The sequence below is a fragment of the Rhodococcus sp. BP22 genome (genome assembly GCF_014281965.1).
In the GTDB taxonomy this organism is placed as follows: Bacteria; Actinomycetota; Actinomycetes; order Mycobacteriales; family Mycobacteriaceae; genus Rhodococcoides.
On the sequence record NZ_JACFTB010000001.1, the window covers coordinates 817128 to 837481 of the forward strand.

Annotated in this window: 19 protein-coding genes; 8 read left to right on the top strand and 11 right to left on the bottom strand. The window is 62.5% G+C overall.

Translation table 11 applies throughout. From position 1 onward, the window contains the following. Nucleotide 1: 1 nt before the first annotated feature. From H2510_RS03810 to H2510_RS03840, 7 genes are all read left to right on the top strand, one after another. Nucleotides 2-781 carry a succinate dehydrogenase iron-sulfur subunit gene (locus H2510_RS03810; protein ID WP_084349039.1) on the top strand — a complete coding sequence of 260 codons (780 nt, stop codon included), beginning with the start codon at nucleotides 2-4 and terminating at the stop codon, nucleotides 779-781. A 144-nt stretch (nucleotides 782-925) separates the two neighbouring features. Continuing rightward, nucleotides 926-1933, top strand: a complete 1008-nt coding sequence (locus tag H2510_RS03815) for a Gfo/Idh/MocA family oxidoreductase (RefSeq protein ID WP_186626960.1) — start codon at nucleotides 926-928, stop codon at nucleotides 1931-1933. An 11-nt stretch (nucleotides 1934-1944) separates the two neighbouring features. Continuing rightward, complete coding sequence (locus H2510_RS03820) at nucleotides 1945-2865, top strand: TIM barrel protein (RefSeq protein ID WP_186627171.1); 921 nt, start codon at nucleotides 1945-1947, stop codon at nucleotides 2863-2865. Further along, a complete protein-coding gene (gene iolC / locus H2510_RS03825) occupies nucleotides 2862-3833 on the top strand; it encodes a 5-dehydro-2-deoxygluconokinase (protein WP_186626961.1) in 972 nt (323 codons plus the stop codon). The genes H2510_RS03820 and iolC overlap by 4 nt, the downstream gene beginning before the upstream one ends. A gap of 88 nt (nucleotides 3834-3921) precedes the next feature. Next, the gene (gene iolB / locus H2510_RS03830; protein ID WP_186626962.1) at nucleotides 3922-4818 is read left to right on the top strand and encodes a 5-deoxy-glucuronate isomerase; all 897 of its coding nucleotides are present in this window, start codon (nucleotides 3922-3924) and stop codon (nucleotides 4816-4818) included. Next, on the top strand, nucleotides 4815-6773 hold the full coding sequence (iolD, locus tag H2510_RS03835; protein WP_186626963.1) for a 3D-(3,5/4)-trihydroxycyclohexane-1,2-dione acylhydrolase (decyclizing): 1959 nt from the start codon (nucleotides 4815-4817) through the stop codon (nucleotides 6771-6773). The genes iolB and iolD overlap by 4 nt, the downstream gene beginning before the upstream one ends. A 90-nt stretch (nucleotides 6774-6863) precedes the next feature. Continuing rightward, nucleotides 6864-8165 (top strand): D-alanyl-D-alanine carboxypeptidase family protein, encoded by a 1302-nt coding sequence (locus H2510_RS03840; RefSeq protein ID WP_186626964.1) that lies wholly within the window; start codon nucleotides 6864-6866, stop codon nucleotides 8163-8165. A gap of 9 nt (nucleotides 8166-8174) precedes the next feature. On the opposite strand, the gene yhjD is transcribed toward H2510_RS03840, so the two are convergent. The 3 genes from yhjD to H2510_RS03855 are packed head-to-tail and all read right to left on the bottom strand — an operon-like array spanning nucleotide 8175 to nucleotide 11185. Then, on the bottom strand, nucleotides 8175-9203 hold the full coding sequence (gene yhjD, locus H2510_RS03845) for an inner membrane protein YhjD (protein WP_186626965.1): 1029 nt from the start codon (nucleotides 9201-9203) through the stop codon (nucleotides 8175-8177). Between the two features lie 41 nt (nucleotides 9204-9244). After that, a complete protein-coding gene (trpS, locus tag H2510_RS03850) occupies nucleotides 9245-10285 on the bottom strand; it encodes a tryptophan--tRNA ligase (protein ID WP_136169511.1) in 1041 nt (346 codons plus the stop codon). Between the two features lie 45 nt (nucleotides 10286-10330). Continuing rightward, a complete protein-coding gene (locus H2510_RS03855; protein ID WP_222438321.1) occupies nucleotides 10331-11185 on the bottom strand; it encodes an exodeoxyribonuclease III in 855 nt (284 codons plus the stop codon). 78 nt (nucleotides 11186-11263) lie between these two features. On the opposite strand from H2510_RS03855, the gene H2510_RS03860 reads away from it, so the two are divergent. Further along, nucleotides 11264-11605, top strand: a complete 342-nt coding sequence (locus H2510_RS03860; RefSeq protein ID WP_186626967.1) for a DUF2200 domain-containing protein — start codon at nucleotides 11264-11266, stop codon at nucleotides 11603-11605. 291 nt (nucleotides 11606-11896) lie between these two features. On the opposite strand, the gene H2510_RS03865 is transcribed toward H2510_RS03860, so the two are convergent. The 8 genes from H2510_RS03865 to H2510_RS03900 all read right to left on the bottom strand — a co-directional run bounded on the left by H2510_RS03865 (nucleotide 11897) and on the right by H2510_RS03900 (nucleotide 20281). After that, a complete protein-coding gene (locus H2510_RS03865; RefSeq protein ID WP_186626968.1) occupies nucleotides 11897-13288 on the bottom strand; it encodes a DUF6297 family protein in 1392 nt (463 codons plus the stop codon). Next, nucleotides 13276-13902 (bottom strand): ABC transporter ATP-binding protein, encoded by a 627-nt coding sequence (locus H2510_RS03870; protein WP_186626969.1) that lies wholly within the window; start codon nucleotides 13900-13902, stop codon nucleotides 13276-13278. Before H2510_RS03870 ends, H2510_RS03865 begins: the two co-directional genes overlap by 13 nt. Nucleotides 13903-13965: 63 nt before the next feature. Beyond that, nucleotides 13966-14253 (bottom strand): DUF6412 domain-containing protein, encoded by a 288-nt coding sequence (locus H2510_RS03875; protein WP_186626970.1) that lies wholly within the window; start codon nucleotides 14251-14253, stop codon nucleotides 13966-13968. Between the two features lie 33 nt (nucleotides 14254-14286). Continuing rightward, nucleotides 14287-15792: a DUF4153 domain-containing protein gene (locus H2510_RS03880; RefSeq protein WP_186626971.1), complete on the bottom strand. Its 1506-nt coding sequence runs from the start codon at nucleotides 15790-15792 to the stop codon at nucleotides 14287-14289. Between the two features lie 53 nt (nucleotides 15793-15845). Further along, nucleotides 15846-16847: a HAMP domain-containing sensor histidine kinase gene (locus H2510_RS03885; RefSeq protein WP_261392682.1), complete on the bottom strand. Its 1002-nt coding sequence runs from the start codon at nucleotides 16845-16847 to the stop codon at nucleotides 15846-15848. Continuing rightward, the gene (locus tag H2510_RS03890) at nucleotides 16844-17518 is read right to left on the bottom strand and encodes a response regulator transcription factor (protein WP_186626972.1); all 675 of its coding nucleotides are present in this window, start codon (nucleotides 17516-17518) and stop codon (nucleotides 16844-16846) included. Before H2510_RS03890 ends, H2510_RS03885 begins: the two co-directional genes overlap by 4 nt. Nucleotides 17519-17620: 102 nt before the next feature. After that, nucleotides 17621-18883 (bottom strand): MFS transporter, encoded by a 1263-nt coding sequence (locus H2510_RS03895; protein WP_397517313.1) that lies wholly within the window; start codon nucleotides 18881-18883, stop codon nucleotides 17621-17623. A gap of 174 nt (nucleotides 18884-19057) precedes the next feature. Then, nucleotides 19058-20281 carry an NADP-dependent isocitrate dehydrogenase gene (locus tag H2510_RS03900; protein ID WP_186626973.1) on the bottom strand — a complete coding sequence of 408 codons (1224 nt, stop codon included), beginning with the start codon at nucleotides 20279-20281 and terminating at the stop codon, nucleotides 19058-19060. Between the last annotated feature and the right edge of the window lie 73 nt (nucleotides 20282-20354).

Below are 20354 nucleotides of genomic sequence, written 5' to 3' on the forward strand. Positions count from 1 at the left end.
TATGAGCGCCCCCACTCTCGACAAGGCAGACCAGTCCTCGCAGCCGCCCGTTCCCAACGGCGCGGTCATGGTGACTCTCAAGATCGCCCGCTTCAATCCGGAGAGCGGCGACGGACAGCGCTGGGACAGCTTTCAGGTCCCGACGTTGCCGACCGACCGCCTGCTGAACCTGTTGATGTACGTCAAGGGTTACCTCGACGGCACGCTGACCTTCCGCCGCTCCTGCGCCCACGGCGTGTGCGGTAGTGACGCGATGCGCATCAACGGAGTCAACCGTCTCGCCTGCAAGGTGCTGATGCGCGACATGCTTCCGAAGGATTCGTCGAAGTCGCTGACCATCACGATCGAGCCCATCAAGGGTCTTCCGGTCGAGAAGGATCTGATCGTCGACATGGAGCCGTTCTTCGACGCGTTCCGTGCTGTCAAGCCGTTCTTGATGACTACGGGCAACGAGCCGACGCGTGAGCGGATCCAGTCCGCCGCCGACCGCGCTCGGTTCGACGACACCACCAAGTGCATCCTGTGCGCTTGCTGCACCACCTCGTGCCCCGTGTTCTGGAGCGACGGTAGCTACTTCGGACCCGCCGCCATCGTCAACGCACACCGGTTCATCTTCGACAGCCGCGACGAAGGTGCATCCGAGCGTCTGGACATCCTCAACGACGTCGAAGGCGTGTGGCGTTGCCGCACCACCTTCAACTGCACCGACGCGTGCCCTCGCGGCATTCAGGTGACAAAGGCGATCCAGGAAGTCAAGCGGGCTCTGCTCTTCGCTCGCTAGGTTTTCGCAACGGCGTGAAAGGCGCATTCATACGATTCGATCGTATGAATGCGCCTTTCTTGCGTTTGCGGGTCGGACAGCAGATCTGCCCTCGAGTTGATACTTTCGACACTGGGCGTGAACACTTTCCAAGGAAGGCCAGTCATGGGCGTAACTGTCGGTGTGATCGGCCTCGGCCGGATCGGCGCATTCCATACCGACACCCTGAGCACACTCGACGGAGTCGACGGCCTCGTCGTCACCGACGAACGATCCGAGGTCAAAGACGCCGTCGCAGCGAAGTTCGGCGCCCGCCCAGTCGATTCGGTACAGGACCTCCTGGCTTCGGGAGTCGACGGCGTGATCGTTGCCGCAGCCACGCCGTCGCACGCATCACTGGTCCTCGCCTGCGTCAACGCCGGAATTCCGGTGTTCTGCGAAAAGCCCCTCGCCGCGACACCCGGTGAATGCCTCGCAATCGTGCGGGAAGTCTCCAAGTCCTCCGTTCCGGTACAGGTCGGTTACAACCGAAGATTCTCCCCCGCCTTCGTCGCAGCACGAGACGCTGTGGTCTCCGGTGATCTCGGTTGGCTGCACACCGTCCGTTCCACGACATTGGACCCAGCGCCCCCACCGATGGAGTACATCGCGGTTTCCGGCGGCATCTTCCGCGACTGCAGCGTGCACGACTTCGATATCGTCCGGTGGATCGTCGGCCGCGAAGTCACCGAGGTGTACGCAGCGGGCGCCAACCAGGGTGATGCACGGTTCACCGTCGCCGGTGACGTCGACACTGCCACGACCATCCTCACGTTCGACAACGGCACGATCGGCGTCGTGTCCAACACCCGCTACAACGCCGGTGGTTACGACTGCCGGCTCGAAGTCCACGGATCGACAGACTCCGTCGTCGCCGGTTGGGATGAGCAGATTCCGGTCCGCAACCTGGAAGTAGGCGTGAGATTCCCCAGCGGTATCCCCCACACCTCCTTCATGGACCGGTTCTCGACGGCCTATCGAGCAGAACTCGCCGCGTTCGTCGACGTGATCGAGGGCCGCCGTGAATCACCCTGCACCGCAGGCGATGCACTCGAGGTGGCTTTCATCGCCGAGGCTGCGACCCTGTCCCTACAACAGCACCGTCCGGTGCAAATAGACGAGGTCCGCCTGTGACCACGAGCGACATCGCCGACATTCGTATTGCCGGAGCACCGATTTCGTGGGGCGTCTGCGAGGTCCCCGGTTGGGGTTATCAGATGGCGTCCGAGCGAGTTCTGAGCGAGATGCGCGACGCCGGGCTGACTGCGACCGAGGTCGGGCCCGAAGGTTTTCTGCCAGTGGACCCACGCGAACTTGCTGCAACGCTGGGACGACACCACTTGAAGTGCGTCGGTGGATTCGCGCCGGTGTTGCTGCATCATGCTCACCACGACCCGACTCCTGGGATTGCCCCACTGTTCGACGCGTTCGTCGCCTCTCGCGCCGAGGTACTCGTCTTGGCTGCCGCGACCGGCTTGGACGGCTACGACTCGCGCCTCGAGCTCGACGATGCGCAGTGGAACACGCTGCTGGGCAACCTCGACCGTTTGCAGGTGGCGGGCGCCGAGCGCGGGGTTCGTGTCGTTCTGCATCCGCATGTGGGTACGGTCGTCGAGAAGCGTGAGGAGGTCTACCGGGTGTTGGACGGGTCGACGATTTCGTTGTGCCTCGACACCGGTCACCTGCTGATCGGAGGTACCGACCCACTCGAACTCGTCGAGCGGCACGCGAACCGCATCACGCATGTCCACCTCAAGGATGTCGACTCCGCACTCGCGGCTCGGGTCCGCGGCGGTGAGCTCACCTATACCGACGCTGTCGCCGAGGGGATGTACACCCGGTTGGGCACAGGTGACGTCGATATCGCCGGAGTCGTCAACGGCTTGCTCGACGCTGAATACGACGGCTGGTTCGTGCTCGAGCAGGACACCATCCTCGCGTCCGAACCTACCGGCGCCGGTCCGGTCTCGGAAGTAATCGCCTGCGCCGAGTATTTGCGGAGCGTCGTCGACTCGCGCAGGCGGCCTGGTCACCGTGCCGCATACCGCGCGGGAGCAAGATCTTGACCAGCTCGACCGATGCGAAGACCTGGGCCTTCGACGTGCTCGCCATTGGACGCTGCGGTGTGGACCTCTACCCGTTGCAAACCGGTGTCGGCCTCGAACACGTCGAGACGTTCGGTAAATTTCTCGGTGGTAGTGCAGCAAACGTGTCGGTTGCGGCCGCGCGCCTGGGTTCGAGAACTGCGCTCATCTCCGGAGTCGGCAACGATCCTTTCGGTCGGTTCGTCTCCGCTGAACTTCCTCGTTTGGGCGTCGACAATCGCTATGTCGTCACCGACGACCGGTTCGCCACCCCGGTGACGTTCTGTGAGATCTTCCCTCCCGAGAGCTTTCCGCTGTACTTCTATCGCAAACCCTCGGCCCCGGACCTGCAAATCCGACCCGAGGACATCGACTGCGCAGTCGTGGCGAACGCTCGTCTCTACTGGTCCACCGTGACCGGCCTGTCCGAAGAACCCAGCCGCAGTGCACACTTCACCGCTTTCGCGGCACGAGGTCGGGCACCCTTGACGGTCCTCGATCTCGACTATCGACCGATGTTCTGGGAGTCACCCGCGGCAGCAACCGAGCAGGTACAGCGAGCGCTCCTCCAGGTCACGGTTGCCGTCGGCAACACCGAGGAGTGCGAGATCGCCGTCGGCGAAACCGATCCGCACAAGGCGGCGGATGCACTGCTCGACCTCGGTGTCGAATTGGCCGTCGTCAAGCAGGGTCCCAAGGGAGTTCTCGGCAAGACCAAGTCGCAGACAGTGAGCGTTCCGCCGTACTTCGTCGACGTCGTCAACGGTCTCGGCGCCGGTGACGGTTTCGGCGGGTCACTTTGCCACGGGCTCCTCGCGGGCTGGCCACTGGAGAAGATTCTTCGCTATGCCAACGCGGCCGGGGCCATTGTCGCTTCGCGTCTCGAATGCTCCACGGCGATGCCCACCGCGAGCGAGGTCGCTGCGCTTGCCGAGTCTCTCGATGTCTGAGCGCGTCAGCTCACCCGGTTCGATATCCTCCGCCGATACATATGTTGAGGTCAGCGACATTCGCACACCGAAGGTGGTGAGATGACATATGAATTCCGAGTACTACATCGCCGCGGGCACCGGCGGCCATGGCGACTTCGACGTCGTCGTGACACCGACGTCCGCGGGGTGGACCGAGTCCAGCCTGTGGATTCTGAATCTCACTGCAGGCCGATCCGCGGAACTGCTATCCGAGCGGGACGAGATCCTGATCGTGCCGCTTGCGGGATCTGCTGCTGTGACCAGTGACGGCACCACATTCGAATTACGGGGCCGACGTTCGGTGTTCGACGGGCCAACCGATTTCGTCTACGTCGGCAAGGGCTCCTCGTACTCCGTCTCGAGCGTCGATGGTGGGCGTTTTGCACTGTGCGGCGCGCGTGCCGCGTCGAAGCTGCCGTTTCGCTATGTTTCTGCGGCGGAGGTTTCAGTCGAACTGCGCGGGGCCGGGAACTGCAGCCGTCAGGTGCACAATTTCGGTACAGCGGATGCCTTCGATGCTGATTCGATCCTCGCATGCGAGGTCATCACTCCTGGCGGGAACTGGTCCTCGTACCCGGGCCACAAACATGACGAGAACACTGCCGAAGAGTCCGCTCTGGAAGAGATCTACTACTTCGAAATCGCTGAAGGACCAAGCGGCAGCAGAGGATTCGGCTATCACCGCGTCTACGGCACGAAAGATCGTCCTATCGAGGTCCTCGAAGAGGTCCGCACCGGTGATGTCGTCTTGGTGCCGCACGGATACCACGGCCCGTCGGTCGCCGCGCCGGGCTACGACATGTACTACCTCAACGTCATGGCCGGGGCGGGTGCCGTGCGTGCCTGGAACATCGTCGACGATCCCGAGCACTCCTGGATCCGAGGCACCTGGGCCGATCGCGCCGTCGACAACCGCCTTCCACTGTCGATCCCGACACCCCGCACCGCATCCGAAGGAGCATGACCGTGGTGCCCACTGTGCCGATCTCCGCGAACAAGTGCGACAACACCGAAGGGACGGTTCGTCTCACGGTGAGCCAGGCCGTGGTGAAATTCCTGGTGAACCAGTTCGTCGAGCGCGACGGCCACCGCACCAGATTCTTCGCAGGCGCGTTCGGCATTTTTGGGCACGGCAACGTCGCCGGGCTCGGCCAGGCATTGCTGCAAGCGGAGATCGATGCCGCCGAAGCCGGCACCGAATCGGAACTGCCCTACGTCCTCGGTCGAAACGAGCAGGCCATGGTGCACAGCGCCGTCGCCTACGCACGTCAGAAGGACCGGCTACAGACGTGGGCCGTCACCGCCAGCGTCGGGCCGGGTTCGACCAACATGCTCACCGGCGCTGCTCTCGCGACGATCAATCGATTGCCCGTATTGCTGCTCCCCGCAGACACTTTCGCGACGCGGGTCAGCGCGCCGGTACTGCAGGAGCTCGAACTCCCGTCCAGCGGTGACATCACCGTCAACGACGCATTCAAGCCACTTTCTCGATACTTCGACCGTCTCTGGCGACCGGAGCAGTTGCCGAGCGCACTTCTCGGCGCGATGCGGGTACTCACCGATCCGGTCGAGACAGGTGCAGCCACCGTTGCTATTCCACAAGACGTTGCGGCCGAGGCGTTCGATTGGCCTGAGTCTCTGTTTGCGCCGCGCACCTGGCACATCCGACGACCGTTACCGGAACCGTCCGTCATCGCCCGAGCCGCCGAGCTGATCCGCAAGGCCGAGAGACCGTTGATCGTGGCCGGTGGCGGCGTCGTCTACTCCGGTGCTACCGACGCGCTTGCTGCGTTTTGCGAGCAGACCGGTATCCCGGTGGGTCAGAGCCAAGCAGGCAAAGGGTCGTTGCGGTACGACCATCCACAGTCGGTCGGCGCTATAGGGTCCACCGGCACGACCGCCGCCAACGCATTGGCCACCGACGCTGACGTAGTCATTGGAATCGGCACGCGGTACAGCGATTTCACGAGCGCGTCGCGGACCGCGTTCAACAATCCGAATGTCCGCTTCGTCAACATCAACGTTGCGTCCATGGACTCGGTCAAACAGGGGGCACTCTCAGTGGTCTCCGACGCTCGCGAAGCACTCGAGGCCCTCACGTGCGCATTGGCCGACTACGAGGTGTCGAGCGAATATCGCACGCGAACAACGTCGTTGAACGAGGAATGGAATGCAACGGTCGCTTCGGCTTACCGGATCGACGATCCGACCGCACCGTTGAACCAGAGCCAGGTCATCGGTCTGACGAACGCATCGTCCGGGCCTTCGGATGTGGTCGTCTGTGCCGCAGGCTCGATACCCGGCGATCTGCACAAGCTCTGGCGCGTCCGCGACCCCAAGGGGTACCACGTCGAATACGGCTTCTCGTGCATGGGTTACGAGATCGCCGGCGGCATCGGAGCCAAAATGGCCGAGCCGAACCGCGACGTCTTCGTCATGGTCGGCGACGGTTCGTACCTGATGATGGCAACCGAGCTGGTCACCGCCGTGCAGGAAGGCGTCAAGATCATCGTGATCCTGGTGCAGAATCATGGGTTCGCGTCCATCGGTTCGTTGTCGGAATCGCTCGGCTCTCAGCGATTCGGGACCGCGTACCGCTATCGCGACGACCGGGGTCGTCGAGGTGGCGGTGTCCTTCCGGTGGATCTCGCGGCGAATGCGGCAAGCTTGGGCGTCGAGGTGGCGCGCGTGCGGAACTCTGCCGAGTTCTCCGATGCGATAGCGGCAGCCAAGGCGAGCGAGAGAACCACCGTCATCCACGTAGAGACCGACCCGCTGGTCGGCTCCCCCGATTCCGAATCCTGGTGGGATGTTCCGGTCAGTGCCACCTCGACGCTCGAGTCGACTCGAGCCGCGCATGAAACCTACGAGAAGTGGAAGAAGATCCAGCGCCCTTTCCTCCGACCGTCAGGAAACTGACCCGACGCAATCGATACAGCGGTGAACACGTGCGGGGCGTTCGGTGGGTCGGCGCAGGTTAGCCGATCAGAACGCATACGGTGGTTCGCGATGAGAACGATCCTCCGGGTGACCGCTGCCCTCGCCACGACCGCTGCCCTGTTCGCCGCGGGCAGCCCTGCCCTCGCGCAGCCTGCCGCCGAGCCTCCGGCCGTCACGACTCCACCGTTCACGACGCCGAACACCGACGACTGCCCGTTCGCCACGTCACCGCCCCCGGCAATCGACCTCTCCGAGGTCCCGACGCCAGGCGAGACTGTTCCCGCCCCGCGACCCGTCCCTGCCGACCCGGTCGGTGGCTCACAACTGAGCCGATGTGGAACCATCACCCCGGACGACGCTCCTCCGCTTCCCGCCGATATTTCCGCAACCGGGTGGGTGCTCTCGGATCTCGATTCCGGTGACATCATCGCAGCGAAGGACCCACACGGCCGCTATCGCCCCGCGAGCACTATCAAGATTTTGTTGGCGCTGGTGGCGCTGGACGAACTCGATCTCGACAAGATCGTCGTCGCGACGGCAGAGGACGCCAATGCCGAAGGTAGCGCGGTCGGAATCGGCAAAGACGGCGTCTACAGCAACTTTCAGCTGATGCAGGGTCTCGTGATGGCCTCGGGGAACGACGCGGCCCACGCTCTGGCGACCCAATTGGGTGGTGACGCCGCAACGGTCGAGAAGATGAACGCGCGCGCCGAGTCGCTGGGTGCGCTGGACACGCACACTGCAACGCCGTCCGGCCTCGACGCACCGGGGATGTCCAGTTCTGCCTACGACCTCGCCTTGTTCTTCCGTGCCGCACTGGAAAATCCGACCTTCGCTGCGCTCATCTCGACCGAGAATGTTCAATTCCCAGGATTCCCCAAGGACCCCAGCATCCCGGACGATCAAGACCGCCCGGGCTTTATTCTGTCCAACGACAATCAGCTCCTCTACAACTACGAAGGCGCTCTTGGCGGCAAGACCGGCTATACCGACGACGCCCGGCAAACTTTCGTCGGTGGTGCACAGAAAGACGGGCGACGGTTGGCCGTGACGATCATGAAGGGCGACGTCCTGCCCATCCGCCCCTGGGAGCAAGCGGCGCGCCTGCTGGACTACGGATTTGCGCTTCCATCAGGGACGAGTGTCGGCACGCTGGTGGAGCCCGATTCGGTCGGCGACGTCACGAGCACTCGAACCACCACCCCCGCCCCTGCGCTCGCAGCTCCGCCCGCGGATGCTGGGGCGATCAGCCGTGCGTCCGCTGTGGAAGCGAGCGGGGACACGGCAGTCCGGGTCGGGATCGGTGCGATCGGTCTACTCGTAGTGCTTGGGCTGATGCTGGGTGCGCGTCAACTCAACCGGCGCCGATGATCTCGACGGTCATTTTCGACGGCCGAGCAATCCCGTAAGACCTACCGCAGCGAGTGCTCCCGCACCGACGAGGGCGATGCCGCCCTTGATGGACGGGCCGTCGTTGACCTCGACGCGGGTGGTGATGACCGCCGGGTCCGGCGGCGGCACAAATGCCATAGCCATGCTTTCATTCGTGGTCGCCGAGAATGCTGCCGCGAACAACACGAACCGTGAAGTTGTGAAAACGAATACGAGCAAACCGATGATGGGACCGAACACCACACCGGCAGGCCCGCTCGTCACCGATGCCAAATAGATGGCAGCTATCTGCTTGAAGATCTCGAAACCGACGGCGGCCAGCAATCCGCCCATCAGAGCGCTACGAAACGGCACCGGCTCCCGTGGCAGACGCGAAATCACCCAGGTGAAAAGGCCCCACGTGGCGACGAGCGCTAACAGCACCGATACGACCCGCAGTAGAATTCCGACGCCCGGCGCATTGTCGAGCTTGAAGAACTCGAGGATGCTTCGCATCACCGACCCGCCATTGAGCGCCGACAAGCCGAGCGAAACGACGATTGCCAGACCTAGACCGAACAGCGCCGCCAGATCTTTCAGCTTGGTCGAGACGAAACCGCCCTGCTCGCGCTGACTTTCCCACATCGCAGTCAGCGCGGCTCGTAGTTTCGCCACCCAACCCAGCCCCGCGTACAAAGCGCCCAAGAGACCGATGATGCCGACGCTTGCGCGGGACTCGATGGCCGACTCGATCAGTGAATTGACGGTCTCACCCAAGCTGCCGGGGATGCTCTCCGATATCTGAGCAGTGATTTCGTCCAGCCACTCTGGGTGTCCTACGAGGACGAAGCCGGCCACCGCGAACGCAACCATCAGCAGCGGGAACAATGCAAGCACACTGAAGTAGGTCATTCCGGCGGCGTAATAGTCGCCCATTTGTGCCTGATAACGCTGTGCGGCCCTGACGGTGTGGTCCAGCCAAGGCCACTTGTCCCGGCGTGCCTGCAGTATCGCTGTGAAGTCGGGAACGACAATCACCCTCTCGCCTGTCTCTGGCCTGGTCGGCGCTCCCGAAGCTGTTACGAGCGCGGAGTCAGGAACCCCACTCGGTCGTACACCTGAGCCAATGTCCGTGAAGCTACCTCCCTGGCCCGATCCGCGCCGTCTGCGAGAATTCGGTCCAGTTCGGCAATATCGGACATATACCCATCGACCCGGGCTTTAAGCGGCGTGACGAACTCGGTGAGCACTTCTGCCGTATCCGACTTCAGGTCGCCGTAGCCCTTGCCCTGGTAACTCTCCACGAGGGCGTCCACGGATCGGCCTCCCAGCGCCGACTGAATGACCAGCAAATTGCTGACGCCGGCCTTCTTCTCCGGGTCGAATGCAATCTCGCGCTCGTTGTCGGTGACTGCCGAACGAAGCTTCTTCGCCGACACAGCCGGGTCGTCGAGCATGTTGATGATCCCCGCAGGATTGGAACCGGACTTGCTCATCTTGGCCGTCGGTTCCTGCAAGTCGAATATCTTCGCCGCGCCCTTGATGATGTGAGCATCCGGCACCACGAAGGTCTTCTTGAACCGGGTGTTGAAACGCTGTGCCAGATCTCTCGTCAGTTCGAGGTGTTGACGCTGATCCTCCCCTACCGGAACGAGATTGGGTCGGTAGAGCAGCACATCGGCTGCCATGAGAACCGGATACGTGAACAACCCGACAGTCGTCTGATCACGCCCCTGCTTGGCGGACTTGTCCTTGAACTGAGTCATGCGGCCGGCTTCACCGAAACCGGTGATGCAATTGAGGACCCACGCGAGCTGAGCGTGCTCGGGCACCTGACTTTGCACGAACAAGGTGGATCGCTTCGGATCGATACCCACTGCCAACAGTTGCGCAGCAGCAATCCGAGTCCGCTGGCGCAACACCTTCGGGTCCTGCGGAACGGTGATGGCGTGCAGATCCGGGATGAAGTAGAACGCGTCGTAATCGTCTTGGAGCGCCACCCACTGCCGTACTGCCCCCAGGTAGTTACCGAGGTGGAAAGAATCGGCAGTCGGCTGGATTCCGGACAGGACGCGCTGTCGCGGACCTTGCGGTGTATCGGTGGTGGCGGGGGCAGACATGGTCACGATCTTTTCATGTAGTGGCAACCGAATTTCGCGCAGGTTCTAGCGGTAGCGAACGGTGACCGGGGCGTGGTCGGACCAACGCTGGTCGTATGCCTCGGCGCGTTCGGTGACCGCGTCCTTGGCGCGCTCGGCCAGTGAAGGCGTGGCCACCTGGTAGTCGATCCGCCAGCCCGCGTCGTTGTCGAAGGCCTTGCCGCGATACGACCACCAGCTGTACGGGCCTTCTACCTCAGGGTTGAGCTCGCGCACGACGTCGGTCCATGGGGACGTCGGGGCAAGGAGTGCGGCCACCCACTCGCGCTCTTCAGGCAGAAATCCGGACTTCTTGCGGTTGGTCTTCCACGCTTTGATATCGAGTTCGGTGGGCGCGATATTCCAGTCTCCGCACACGACGACATCACGGTCGTCGGCGATCGCGGACGTCGCCGTCTCCGCGAGATATTTCGCGAAGACCGCCATGAAACGTTCCTTTTCATCCTGGCGCTCGGTTCCGACCTCACCGGACGGCAGATACAGACTGGCCACCGTCACATCGGCAAAATCCGCCTCGATGTAGCGGCCGGACTTTGCAAACTCCTCTGCGCCGATCCCGACGCGAACGGCATCCGGAGCGGTACGCGAGAGAATGGCAACACCGTTGCGGCCTTTGGTCGACGGCTCTGCCGACGCCAGATGCCAGCCGCCGTCCAGTGCCGGGGCCAGCGCCTTGGTCAACTCGCCGTCGTTCGCACGGGTCTCTTGCAGGCAGATCACGTCAGCTTCGGTCGCCTCCAACCACGGGAGCATTCCTTTACGCGTGGCAGCACGAATTCCGTTGACGTTGACTGTGGATACGGTGATAGGCACGTGGGCACCGTATCCGAGCCCTGCGACACTCGAAGTCACCACCACCATCGCTTCACGCACCGACGGTCTTCGCGAGGTAATTCTCGAGAAACCGCAACGACAGCTCGTGAAACTACACTCGGCCACATGCACAGGATCTTCACCACGAGCTTCGCGTCCGTGTATCCGCTGTATGTGAAGAAGTTGGAACGCAAGGGGCGCAACAAAGCTGAACTCGACGAGGTGATCGAGTGGCTGACCGGTTTCGACGAGGCCGCGTTGAACGCGCATCTGGCCGCCGAAACGACGTTCGAGGACTTCTTCGCCGACGCTGAGATCAACCCTGGTACGTCACTGATCACCGGCAAGGTGTGCGGGGTGCGCGTCGAAGAAGTCGAGGATGCACTGATGCAGAAGATCCGTTTTCTCGACAAGTTGGTCGACGAGTTGGCGAAGGGTCGGCCGATGGAGAAGGTTCTACGGGCATAGTTCGGTCCTACGTGCATAGTTCGACGCTTCGAGATGTCACCGGACTGCATGGTCTGTGCACTGTCGTTGCGCGAGTTGCGGGCGTCGACGATTCGCGGTCATGGCGTACAGACTCCCGTGCATCGACACCACCACCATGACAACAACAACGATGGCCACTCCGGTCAACACCAGAGCAGCGGACACGAGCGCCAGCGCGACGCCGTGGTAGGCGGTGCACAGCCCTACTGCGGCGAGCTGCGTCTCCGATCAAGTGGGCTCGATGTTGCGGTGACCGAATCAACCCGCTGCTCACGGCATTCCGACGACGAGTTGCATGGCTATTGCCGCAGCCACCACGAGCGGTCCACGAAGCAATTGACGAAGGATATCGACTGGAATCTGACCGACTGGCGTCTCCAAGATCAGACCGCCGTAATCGAGCGGGGGCCGACTCGTAGATCGATAGAGCGCCAGCAAAGCAACGACGGGGATTACCGCTACTGCGAGCACGGAAGTGTGCCAGAGGATCGGCAAGCACGCCACGAAGACGATCGAGACCGCTGCCGCAGGCACCACGAGGTGTGCCAGTCTGATACCGACGTCGCTACCACCCAGAAGTGCGCGAAAGGCACTCGACGCATTCACATCTCGCAGTCCTCCCCCGAACCGGCTGGCCACTGCCACCGCAGACAGGAGCACCACAGCCGGTAGCGTCACCGGGCCGACAATCGGACCGATCACATATGGCAGAGCGCCCAGGAGGACGAGCAACCGCACCGAGCCGTGATCCCGACGTACACGCCAGGTGTCTGCTTCGATCAGCGCTTTGAGTCCGCCCCAGCGGAATCTCCGCGATCGCACGGCACCGATGAGGCGCCACTTGCGGGATGTCACAACCGCGGACAGCACCGAGGTATCGATCATGATCATCGACACCGACAGGGCGGTGGCGAGGTCCGATCCGGTGCTGAGGGCGACGAGATTCAACCGGTGAAGGAAGCGCGCACCGAGTGCCACCCCGATCACCGAAACGACAGCGGCACTCGATGCGAAAACGAGCACCACCGGGGAGGGAATCGTTGGAACCAAGACGAAAGACAATGCACAGCACACTGTTCCGACCACGACAACAATGAGGATAGCCGCACGATACAGAGAGTCCGCGCGCCGGTCCAGCTGTCGAACGACCCCGAACCCCACTACTCCGGCACCCAGCGCGGCACCGACGAGTCCGCACCACCACCACGGCACCGAAATTGCGGTGACCAGGGTCGACACACGGACGAGCAGTAACCCTGCGATCGCACCGGCAGCAGTCGTCGCCGCGAATCGAGGTGCCAAAAGTGCTCTGCGAGAGACCGGAGAGGAGAACAGCCAGTGTCGGTTCGTGGGGTCGATTGCGATGGGACCGAGGGTCGCCACCGCCTTCATCAAGGCCGCAAACGCGATCGCGGTGATGCCTAAACCGAACTCGATCTCGATTTTCCCCGCCCCGCCCGGCATGAAGCCGAAGGCAGCCAGGGCCCCCGATTCGCGGCTGATAAGCCACCAAATCAAGCCGGTTCCGACGAAGATCGGAAGACCCCACACCGCCAGTTGATCCCCGAGCTCCACCGACTGCTTCTCGCGGCGCCACCTGCGAATCCGACGGCGAATCGCCGTCGCGGACGGGTGCGTTCGCGCAAGCTCTATCGTGGCCATGAGTCACCGTCCACAGTCGTATCGGCTACGGCGTCGACGAGCCCGTGGTCGTGCGAGGCCATCACGACGATGCATCCTGCTTGTTTTTCCCGCACGAGCACGGATGCGAGCCACTCCTTGCCGGCGGCGTCGAGGCGCTGTTCCGGCTCGTCCAGTACGAGCATTCTGCGGGGCCTCACGAAGGCCGACCCCAATGCAAGGCGGCGTTTCTGGCCGCTGGACAGGGTGTTCGGCAATTGGTCGCCGGCCCGACGAAGTCCCACTGCCTCCAGGATCTCGGTGGCCACCTCGAACGCATTGGTAGCGCCGTGGGCAGCCGCGACCAACTGCAGATGTTCGCTGACCGACAGATGGGGGAAGGTGCCCGGGTCGTCGAGAACCGACGCTACCTGGGCTCGGAAAACCGGCGAGGATTCGTCGACGACGTCGTCGAACAGTGAGATCGTTCCCTCGTCGAGTCGGTCCGCTCCCGCAATACATCGCAAAAGAGTTGTCTTACCCGAACCGTTGGACCCGACGATGGCGCAGGCGCTGCCCTCGTCGACGTTGAAACTGATGCCGTCGAATACGGTCAGCGAGCCGAAACGCCTGGTGGCGTCTTTGATGTGAAGCATGTCCAATTCTCCCGTGGATTTCTCGCAGGTGCAGAGCGCGAAAGAGTGGGAGAACTCGATTGCTTAGAGCGCCCCCACCACGAGACCGGGTGCGCGCGGCATCGGCCGACCAGCTTCGTCAGGTCGATGCTGCCTGCGGAAAGATCCGCGAAGACGACTTTGCTGGTTGTCTGGACCATGATCGGTCCGCATAAGCGATTGGACGAGACCGTGCCGACCCGAGATCACCACGACGGTGATGACAACCGCTGCGAGCATGATTCCGAAGGCCGCGCTAAATGCAGAATCTTGGACCGCGACGAGCATCATCTGTAGAACGAGGTAGGTCGCAACGAGATTGACGAACTTCATTGCTATCCCCTTCCTCGATTACCGTGAACAGGTTTACCGTACCGCATGGTCTGCACATGCTCGCTGCGGTTGTTCGATCAGAATTCGACGGGCCTGTAAGTCGGCAAAATTCCATTCGTTCCAACTCCGCTGCGCTCCTACCGCTTTGCCGATCGCGCAACTGCGGTACGGCTCGTCGAGTCGGTCGAGTTCTTCGGTGGCGTCAGCGGACAGACGGGAAAGATATGCCGTGTCGATCTTCCCCGTCTGCTCGAAGCGATCGACGTTCTGTCGGGCGATATATGCGTCGGGGTTGATCACTGCCAACGCGAGGACGGCCAGAACGGCACTTCCCACAACCGCTCGGGGTAGCCATCGGCCGGACATCGACACTCCGGTGGCCATCAACAGAACGAACACCGACCCGAGCCCCAGTTCCGCCGCGGTGACGAACACTCGCAGCGTCGTGTATCCGTATTGCTGTTCGTACAGAGACATGCGATGAAGTGCCGATCCGACGATCACCAAGGACAGTACGCAGAGCACCCCGAGCAGCAGACGCAGTGCGAGGCGGTCGGATCCGGACACGCGGGACGCCTTGCGAATCGTGACCGCAAGCACCAGCAAAGTCAGTACCGTCACCGCGAGAAGCTGCCAGAACCCCTGGCGCGCATATTCGGCGTTCGTCAATCCGTCGGTCGTCCTGACGTGTGCTTGCCCTCCGAACAGGGTTCGGAGCTGAACGAAGACGAACATCGTGAACAGAACGACCAAAGATCCCAGCGGAACAGTCCACTCCCACAGCCGGAGTGATCCGGCGCTCGGCCGAGCCAAAGCATCGAATCGGGGCGGATTGGCGACGACGTACGACACCGCGAGAGTCCCCGCGGCAACCAGTGCGAAGAGGAGAATCCGGGTGAACCCGCTGTCGAATCGTACTGTCGGTGTCGCACTGGACAGGACGTCGGCGAACTGCGGGTCGGCTCCGGCGAAAAGACCCGCGAAGACGAGGAACAGGACGGCCGTCGTGGCGGCGACGCGAAATATTCGACCAGGCGCAAGTCCCCGCATGTCGATCCGGCGCGATCCGCAGGTGCACCAACGCAGTACGCGTGCCGGCACCAGCAGGGGAAGCAGTGCACCGAGAGCGACCCCTGTCCACGTCCACGAGCGGGAGAGCACGACCCCGGCGACGAGCACGGCCATTACGACGGCGAGCGTCACGAGCCACTCTGCTGCACGGAATGCGGCGATCGAACTCATGGCGACGACTCCCACAGCACCGACCATCTGCCACCGCGTCGGTGCGCCCTTCGATGCACGCAGTGCCGCGAAGATGATCGCTACGGCAGTGATGGGGTAGCCGATCCCGCGATCACCGAGAACGACCGCACCGATGCACCCGACGACCAGCGCGCCGATCAAGACATTGCGCGGCGCTGCTGCGTAACGGCGTGCCGGCCAGACTCGACCTGGCCACAGGGACCAGTTCTGCTTTCTCACAACGACTTCGGGCTTGTCTACGATGATCACGAGAAGACCTCTTTCTGTTGCAGGCATGACAGAGCTCCACGGCACTGGTAAGCCGCGGTGGTGGTGAGCTGATTTCTGTTTCAGTTACAAGGAATGGATACCCGGATATGACATCCGGGACTGCGATCGAGCACTTCGATTGTGCCGCCGTGTAATTCGGTCGCCCAGCGGGCGATCGTCAGACCCAGCCCGGTGCCGCCGTCGGTGGAGCCACCGCGAGTGAACCGGTCGAACACCCTCGACCGTTCTTCGGGTGCGATACCCGGGCCGTCGTCGACCACGTCGAACAGAAGTCGGCCACCGACCTGCCGAACCGAGAGAGCGACGTCCGTTCCAGAGGGCGCGTGCCGAACGGCGTTGTCCACCAGGTTGTTCACGACCTGAGTCAGTCGAGCTCTGTCGGCGACGATCGACAGGCTCGGCGGCACCACATCGAGATGGACGCGGGGTTGCCCCTTCGTCGTGTCCGCCAGGAAGTCGTACACGAGGAAGCGCTCTTCGCGGAGAACAAGTACTCCTGCTTCCAACCGCGACAGATCGAGTAGCTCGGTCACGAGGTCACCGAGCTTTTCCGTCTGCCGCAGTGCAACGGACAGGATTGCGGGATCGGGTTCACTGACCCCGTCGACCAGGTTCTCCAGTACCGCTCGCAACGCAGCGATAGGGGTCTTCAGTTCGTGCGAGACGTTGCCGATCAGCTCTCGTCGATACTTCTCGGCCGCTTCGAGGTCTGTCGACATCGTGTTGAAGGCCGCAGCGAGCTGCCCGATCTCATCCCGAGAGGTAGCGCGCACCCGTCTCGAATAGTCTCCTCGCGCCATCGCTCCCGCGGCCACGGTCATGTCTCGCAACGGCGAGGTCATCCCGTGCGCCACAACCTGCGTCGCCACCAACGAGATGACGAGTGCTGCGAGCAACGCATAGCGAAACTGCCAACCCGCCCCGAACCAGAACGTGATACTTGCCGCCGCCAGCACCAACCCGACGATCAAGGACACCTTCAACTTGAACGAACCCAGCGGATCGAGCGGGCGCGGCAACCTGCGCGTCATCGATGCGAATACGCTGGTCACAGAGATCATCGCGGCACCTCCAACGCATAGCCGACGCCGTGCACGGTCCTGATGAGGTCGCCACCGAGCTTGCGTCGCAATGCCTTCACATGGCTGTCGACGGTACGGCTACTCGCCGAGTCCTCCCATCCCCACAACTCAGCCAGCAGCGTGTCACGGCCGACGGCGGTCCGGGGCCGAGAGGCAAGGTAGGTCAGAATGTCGAATTCGGTTCGTGTCAAATGAATTTCACCGTTGATGCCCGAGACTCGGCGTGCATCGTGATCGATCCGAATGGAACCGATACACGTGGGAGCGGATTCCTCGACCATCGTGCGTTCCGAGCGCCGGACGAGCGCATGAACGCGGGCAACCAACTCGCGCATGCTGAAGGGCTTCGACAAGTAGTCGTCCGCACCGACACCCAAGCCGACCAACATGTCGGTCTCGTCGGACTTCGCGGTGAGCATCAGGACCGGCACCGAGCGCTGTGCCTGAATTCGCCGACACACCTCGAGCCCGTCGAAGCCCGGCAGCATCACATCGAGCACCACCACGTCGGGCCGAGTTCTCGCGCACACCTCTACTGCGGTGGGACCGTCAGCAGCCGTCACGACGTCGAAGCCCTCACCACGCAGGCGCGCGGCAAGAGCGTCGGAGATAGTCGGTTCGTCGTCGACGACCAGGACTGTGCGGTTCATGTCCCTGACCCTAGAGGTCGGCTATGGAGGGGAACGACGGGAAATGTGGAGGTTCGGTGAAGATCGCGCCGCACAGTCACAACCCGCCCGGCGGGGCCTCGGCTAGAGCGCGGCTTTCGCGTCGGACTTCTTCTGCATCATCACCGCGGCAGTCAGCACGACCATGCCACCGAGCGCCAACACACCACCGACAGCCGCAGGAGCGGTGTATCCGAAGCCGGCAGCAATCACTGCACCACCGACGGCTGCTCCGATCGCGTTGGCAAGGTTGAACGCGGCATGGTTGAGCGAGGCGGCGAGAGTCTGTGCGTCGGCTGCGACGTCCATGAGTCGGGTCTGCAAACCAGGCACCATCGACGAACCGGATGCGCCGATCAGAAACACGAACAGCAAGGCCGTGTACGGGTTCTGCGCCGCGAACACGAAACCGAACAAACTCAGGGCGATCGCGGTCATCGAGATGTACATCCCCCGAATCAGCATCCGGTCCGCGATATGGCCACCCGCATAGTTGCCGGCGACCATGCCGAGCCCGTAAATCATCAGCGCAACGGGAACGAAAGCTTTCGACAGGCCCGAGACGTCGGTGAGAGTGGTTGCGATGTAGGTGTACACGGCGAACATCCCGCCGAAACCGACGACGGCGATGATCAGTGTCATCCACACTTGCGGACGCCCCAAGGCACCGAGCTCGGTTATCGCCCGCGTGGTGGGCATTGCGTCCAGGCGCGGCATCCACGCAACGATCGCGGCGACGGTCAAGGCACCGATGACCGTCACGATGCCGAAGGCGCTGCGCCATCCGAAGGACTGCCCGGTCCACGTGGCTACCGGCACCCCGACGACGTTGGCGATCGACAGACCCATCATGACCATGGCCACCGCTTTGGCGCGTTTGCCCGGCTCCGCCAGGTGCGCGGCGACCAACGCCGCGACACCGAAATAGGCGCCGTGCGGGAGGCCTGCAACGAAACGCGACACCATCAACTCGTAGAAACTCGGCGCGAAGACCGTGCCGAGGTTGCCGAGGGTGAAGGCGACCATCAAGGCGAGCAGCAACACCCGGCGAGGTACCCGTGCTGCCAGTATTGCGATGACGGGGGCGCCGATGACCACTCCGAGTGCGTAGGCCGAGATGAGATGTCCGGCGCTCGGCTCGGAGACGTTCATGGTCGTTGCCATTTCGGGCAACAGGCCCATGGAAACGAACTCGGTGGTGCCGATGCCGAAGCCGCCGATGGACAGGGCAAGCATCGCGAGCCGCCGACGAGTGGACAATGTTCTGCGATCGTCACTCGGACCGTTCGACACCCGCCCGCGCACAGCGCTGACGTTCTTGGCGAACGCGGAATCGGTGACAGTCACAGCAGAACAACCTTTTCATCGAGATGGGAGCCTGATCGGCGTCGAACATGAAGAAGAGGACGCCCCCGGTAGGGAACGTCCCCCTCTGCGATTCTCATCCCAGATGCACCCGACTTCCGAGTCCGAGCTCGGTGATTGTCCTCACCCGAGCAGGTGCTCAGCTGTGCCACTGAACTATTTCAGTGCCCTCTGCAGGTTTTCGTCGAGCGCACCGAGAAACTCCTCGGTGGAGAGATAGCCCTGATCTCCCCCGACGAGCGCGGCGAGATCCTTGGTCATCTGGCCACCTTCGACGGTCTTGACGACAATGTCTTCCAACGCCTGAGCGAAGCCGATGACCTCGGGAGTGCTGTCGAGCTTGCCGCGGTGCTCGAGACCTCGAGTCCACGCGAAGATCGATGCAATCGGGTTGGTCGAGGTCGGCTTGCCTTGCTGGTGCTGACGGAAATGGCGAGTCACCGTGCCGTGTGCAGCCTCTGCTTCACAGGTCCTACCGTCCGGCGTGAGCAGAACCGACGTCATGAGGCCGAGCGAACCGAAACCCTGCGCGACGGTATCCGACTGGACGTCGCCGTCGTAGTTCTTGCAGGCCCATACGTATCCGCCCTCCCACTTCATGGACGACGCGACCATGTCGTCGATGAGGCGGTGCTCGTACGTCAGTCCGGCAGCGTCGAACTCCGCCTTGAATTCCTTTTCGTAAATATCCTGGAAGGTGTCCTTGAATTGGCCGTCGTAGGCCTTGAGGATCGTGTTCTTGGTAGACAAGTACACCGGGTAATTCTGCTGCAAACCGTAATTCAGCGACGCACGGGCGAAATCGATGATCGACTGATTGAAGTTGTACTGACCTTGCACGACGCCGCCGAGGCTCTCCTCGGTGAACCTGACCAGCTCGTGCTGGATCGGCTCGCTGCCGTCCTCTGGCATGTAGGTGATGGTCACGGTGCCGGGTCCGGGGACCTTGAAGTCGATGGCACGGTACTGGTCACCGAAGGCGTGACGGCCGATGATGATCGGCTTGGTCCAGCCCGGAACCAGTCGCGGGACGTTGGAAATGATGATCGGTGCCCGGAAGATGGTGCCACCGAGAATATTGCGAATAGTCCCGTTGGGCGAACGCCACATCTTCTTCAGGCCGAATTCCTCGACGCGAGCCTCGTCCGGAGTGATCGTCGCGCATTTGACGCCGACGCCGTGCTTCTTGATTGCATTCGCGGCATCGACGGTGACCTGGTCATCCGTCTTGTCCCTGGATTCGATTCCCAGGTCGTAGTACTCGAGATCGACATCGAGGTACGGATGGATGAGCTTGTCCTTGATGAACTGCCAGATGATGCGTGTCATCTCATCGCCGTCGAGTTCGACGACCTTGCCTTCGACCTTGATCTTGGACATGTGGGGTTCGCGTCCTCCTGGGAAGTATGCCGTTTTCGTCTTCCGAAGCTGCCAGTGTTTTCGCAGAACCGAC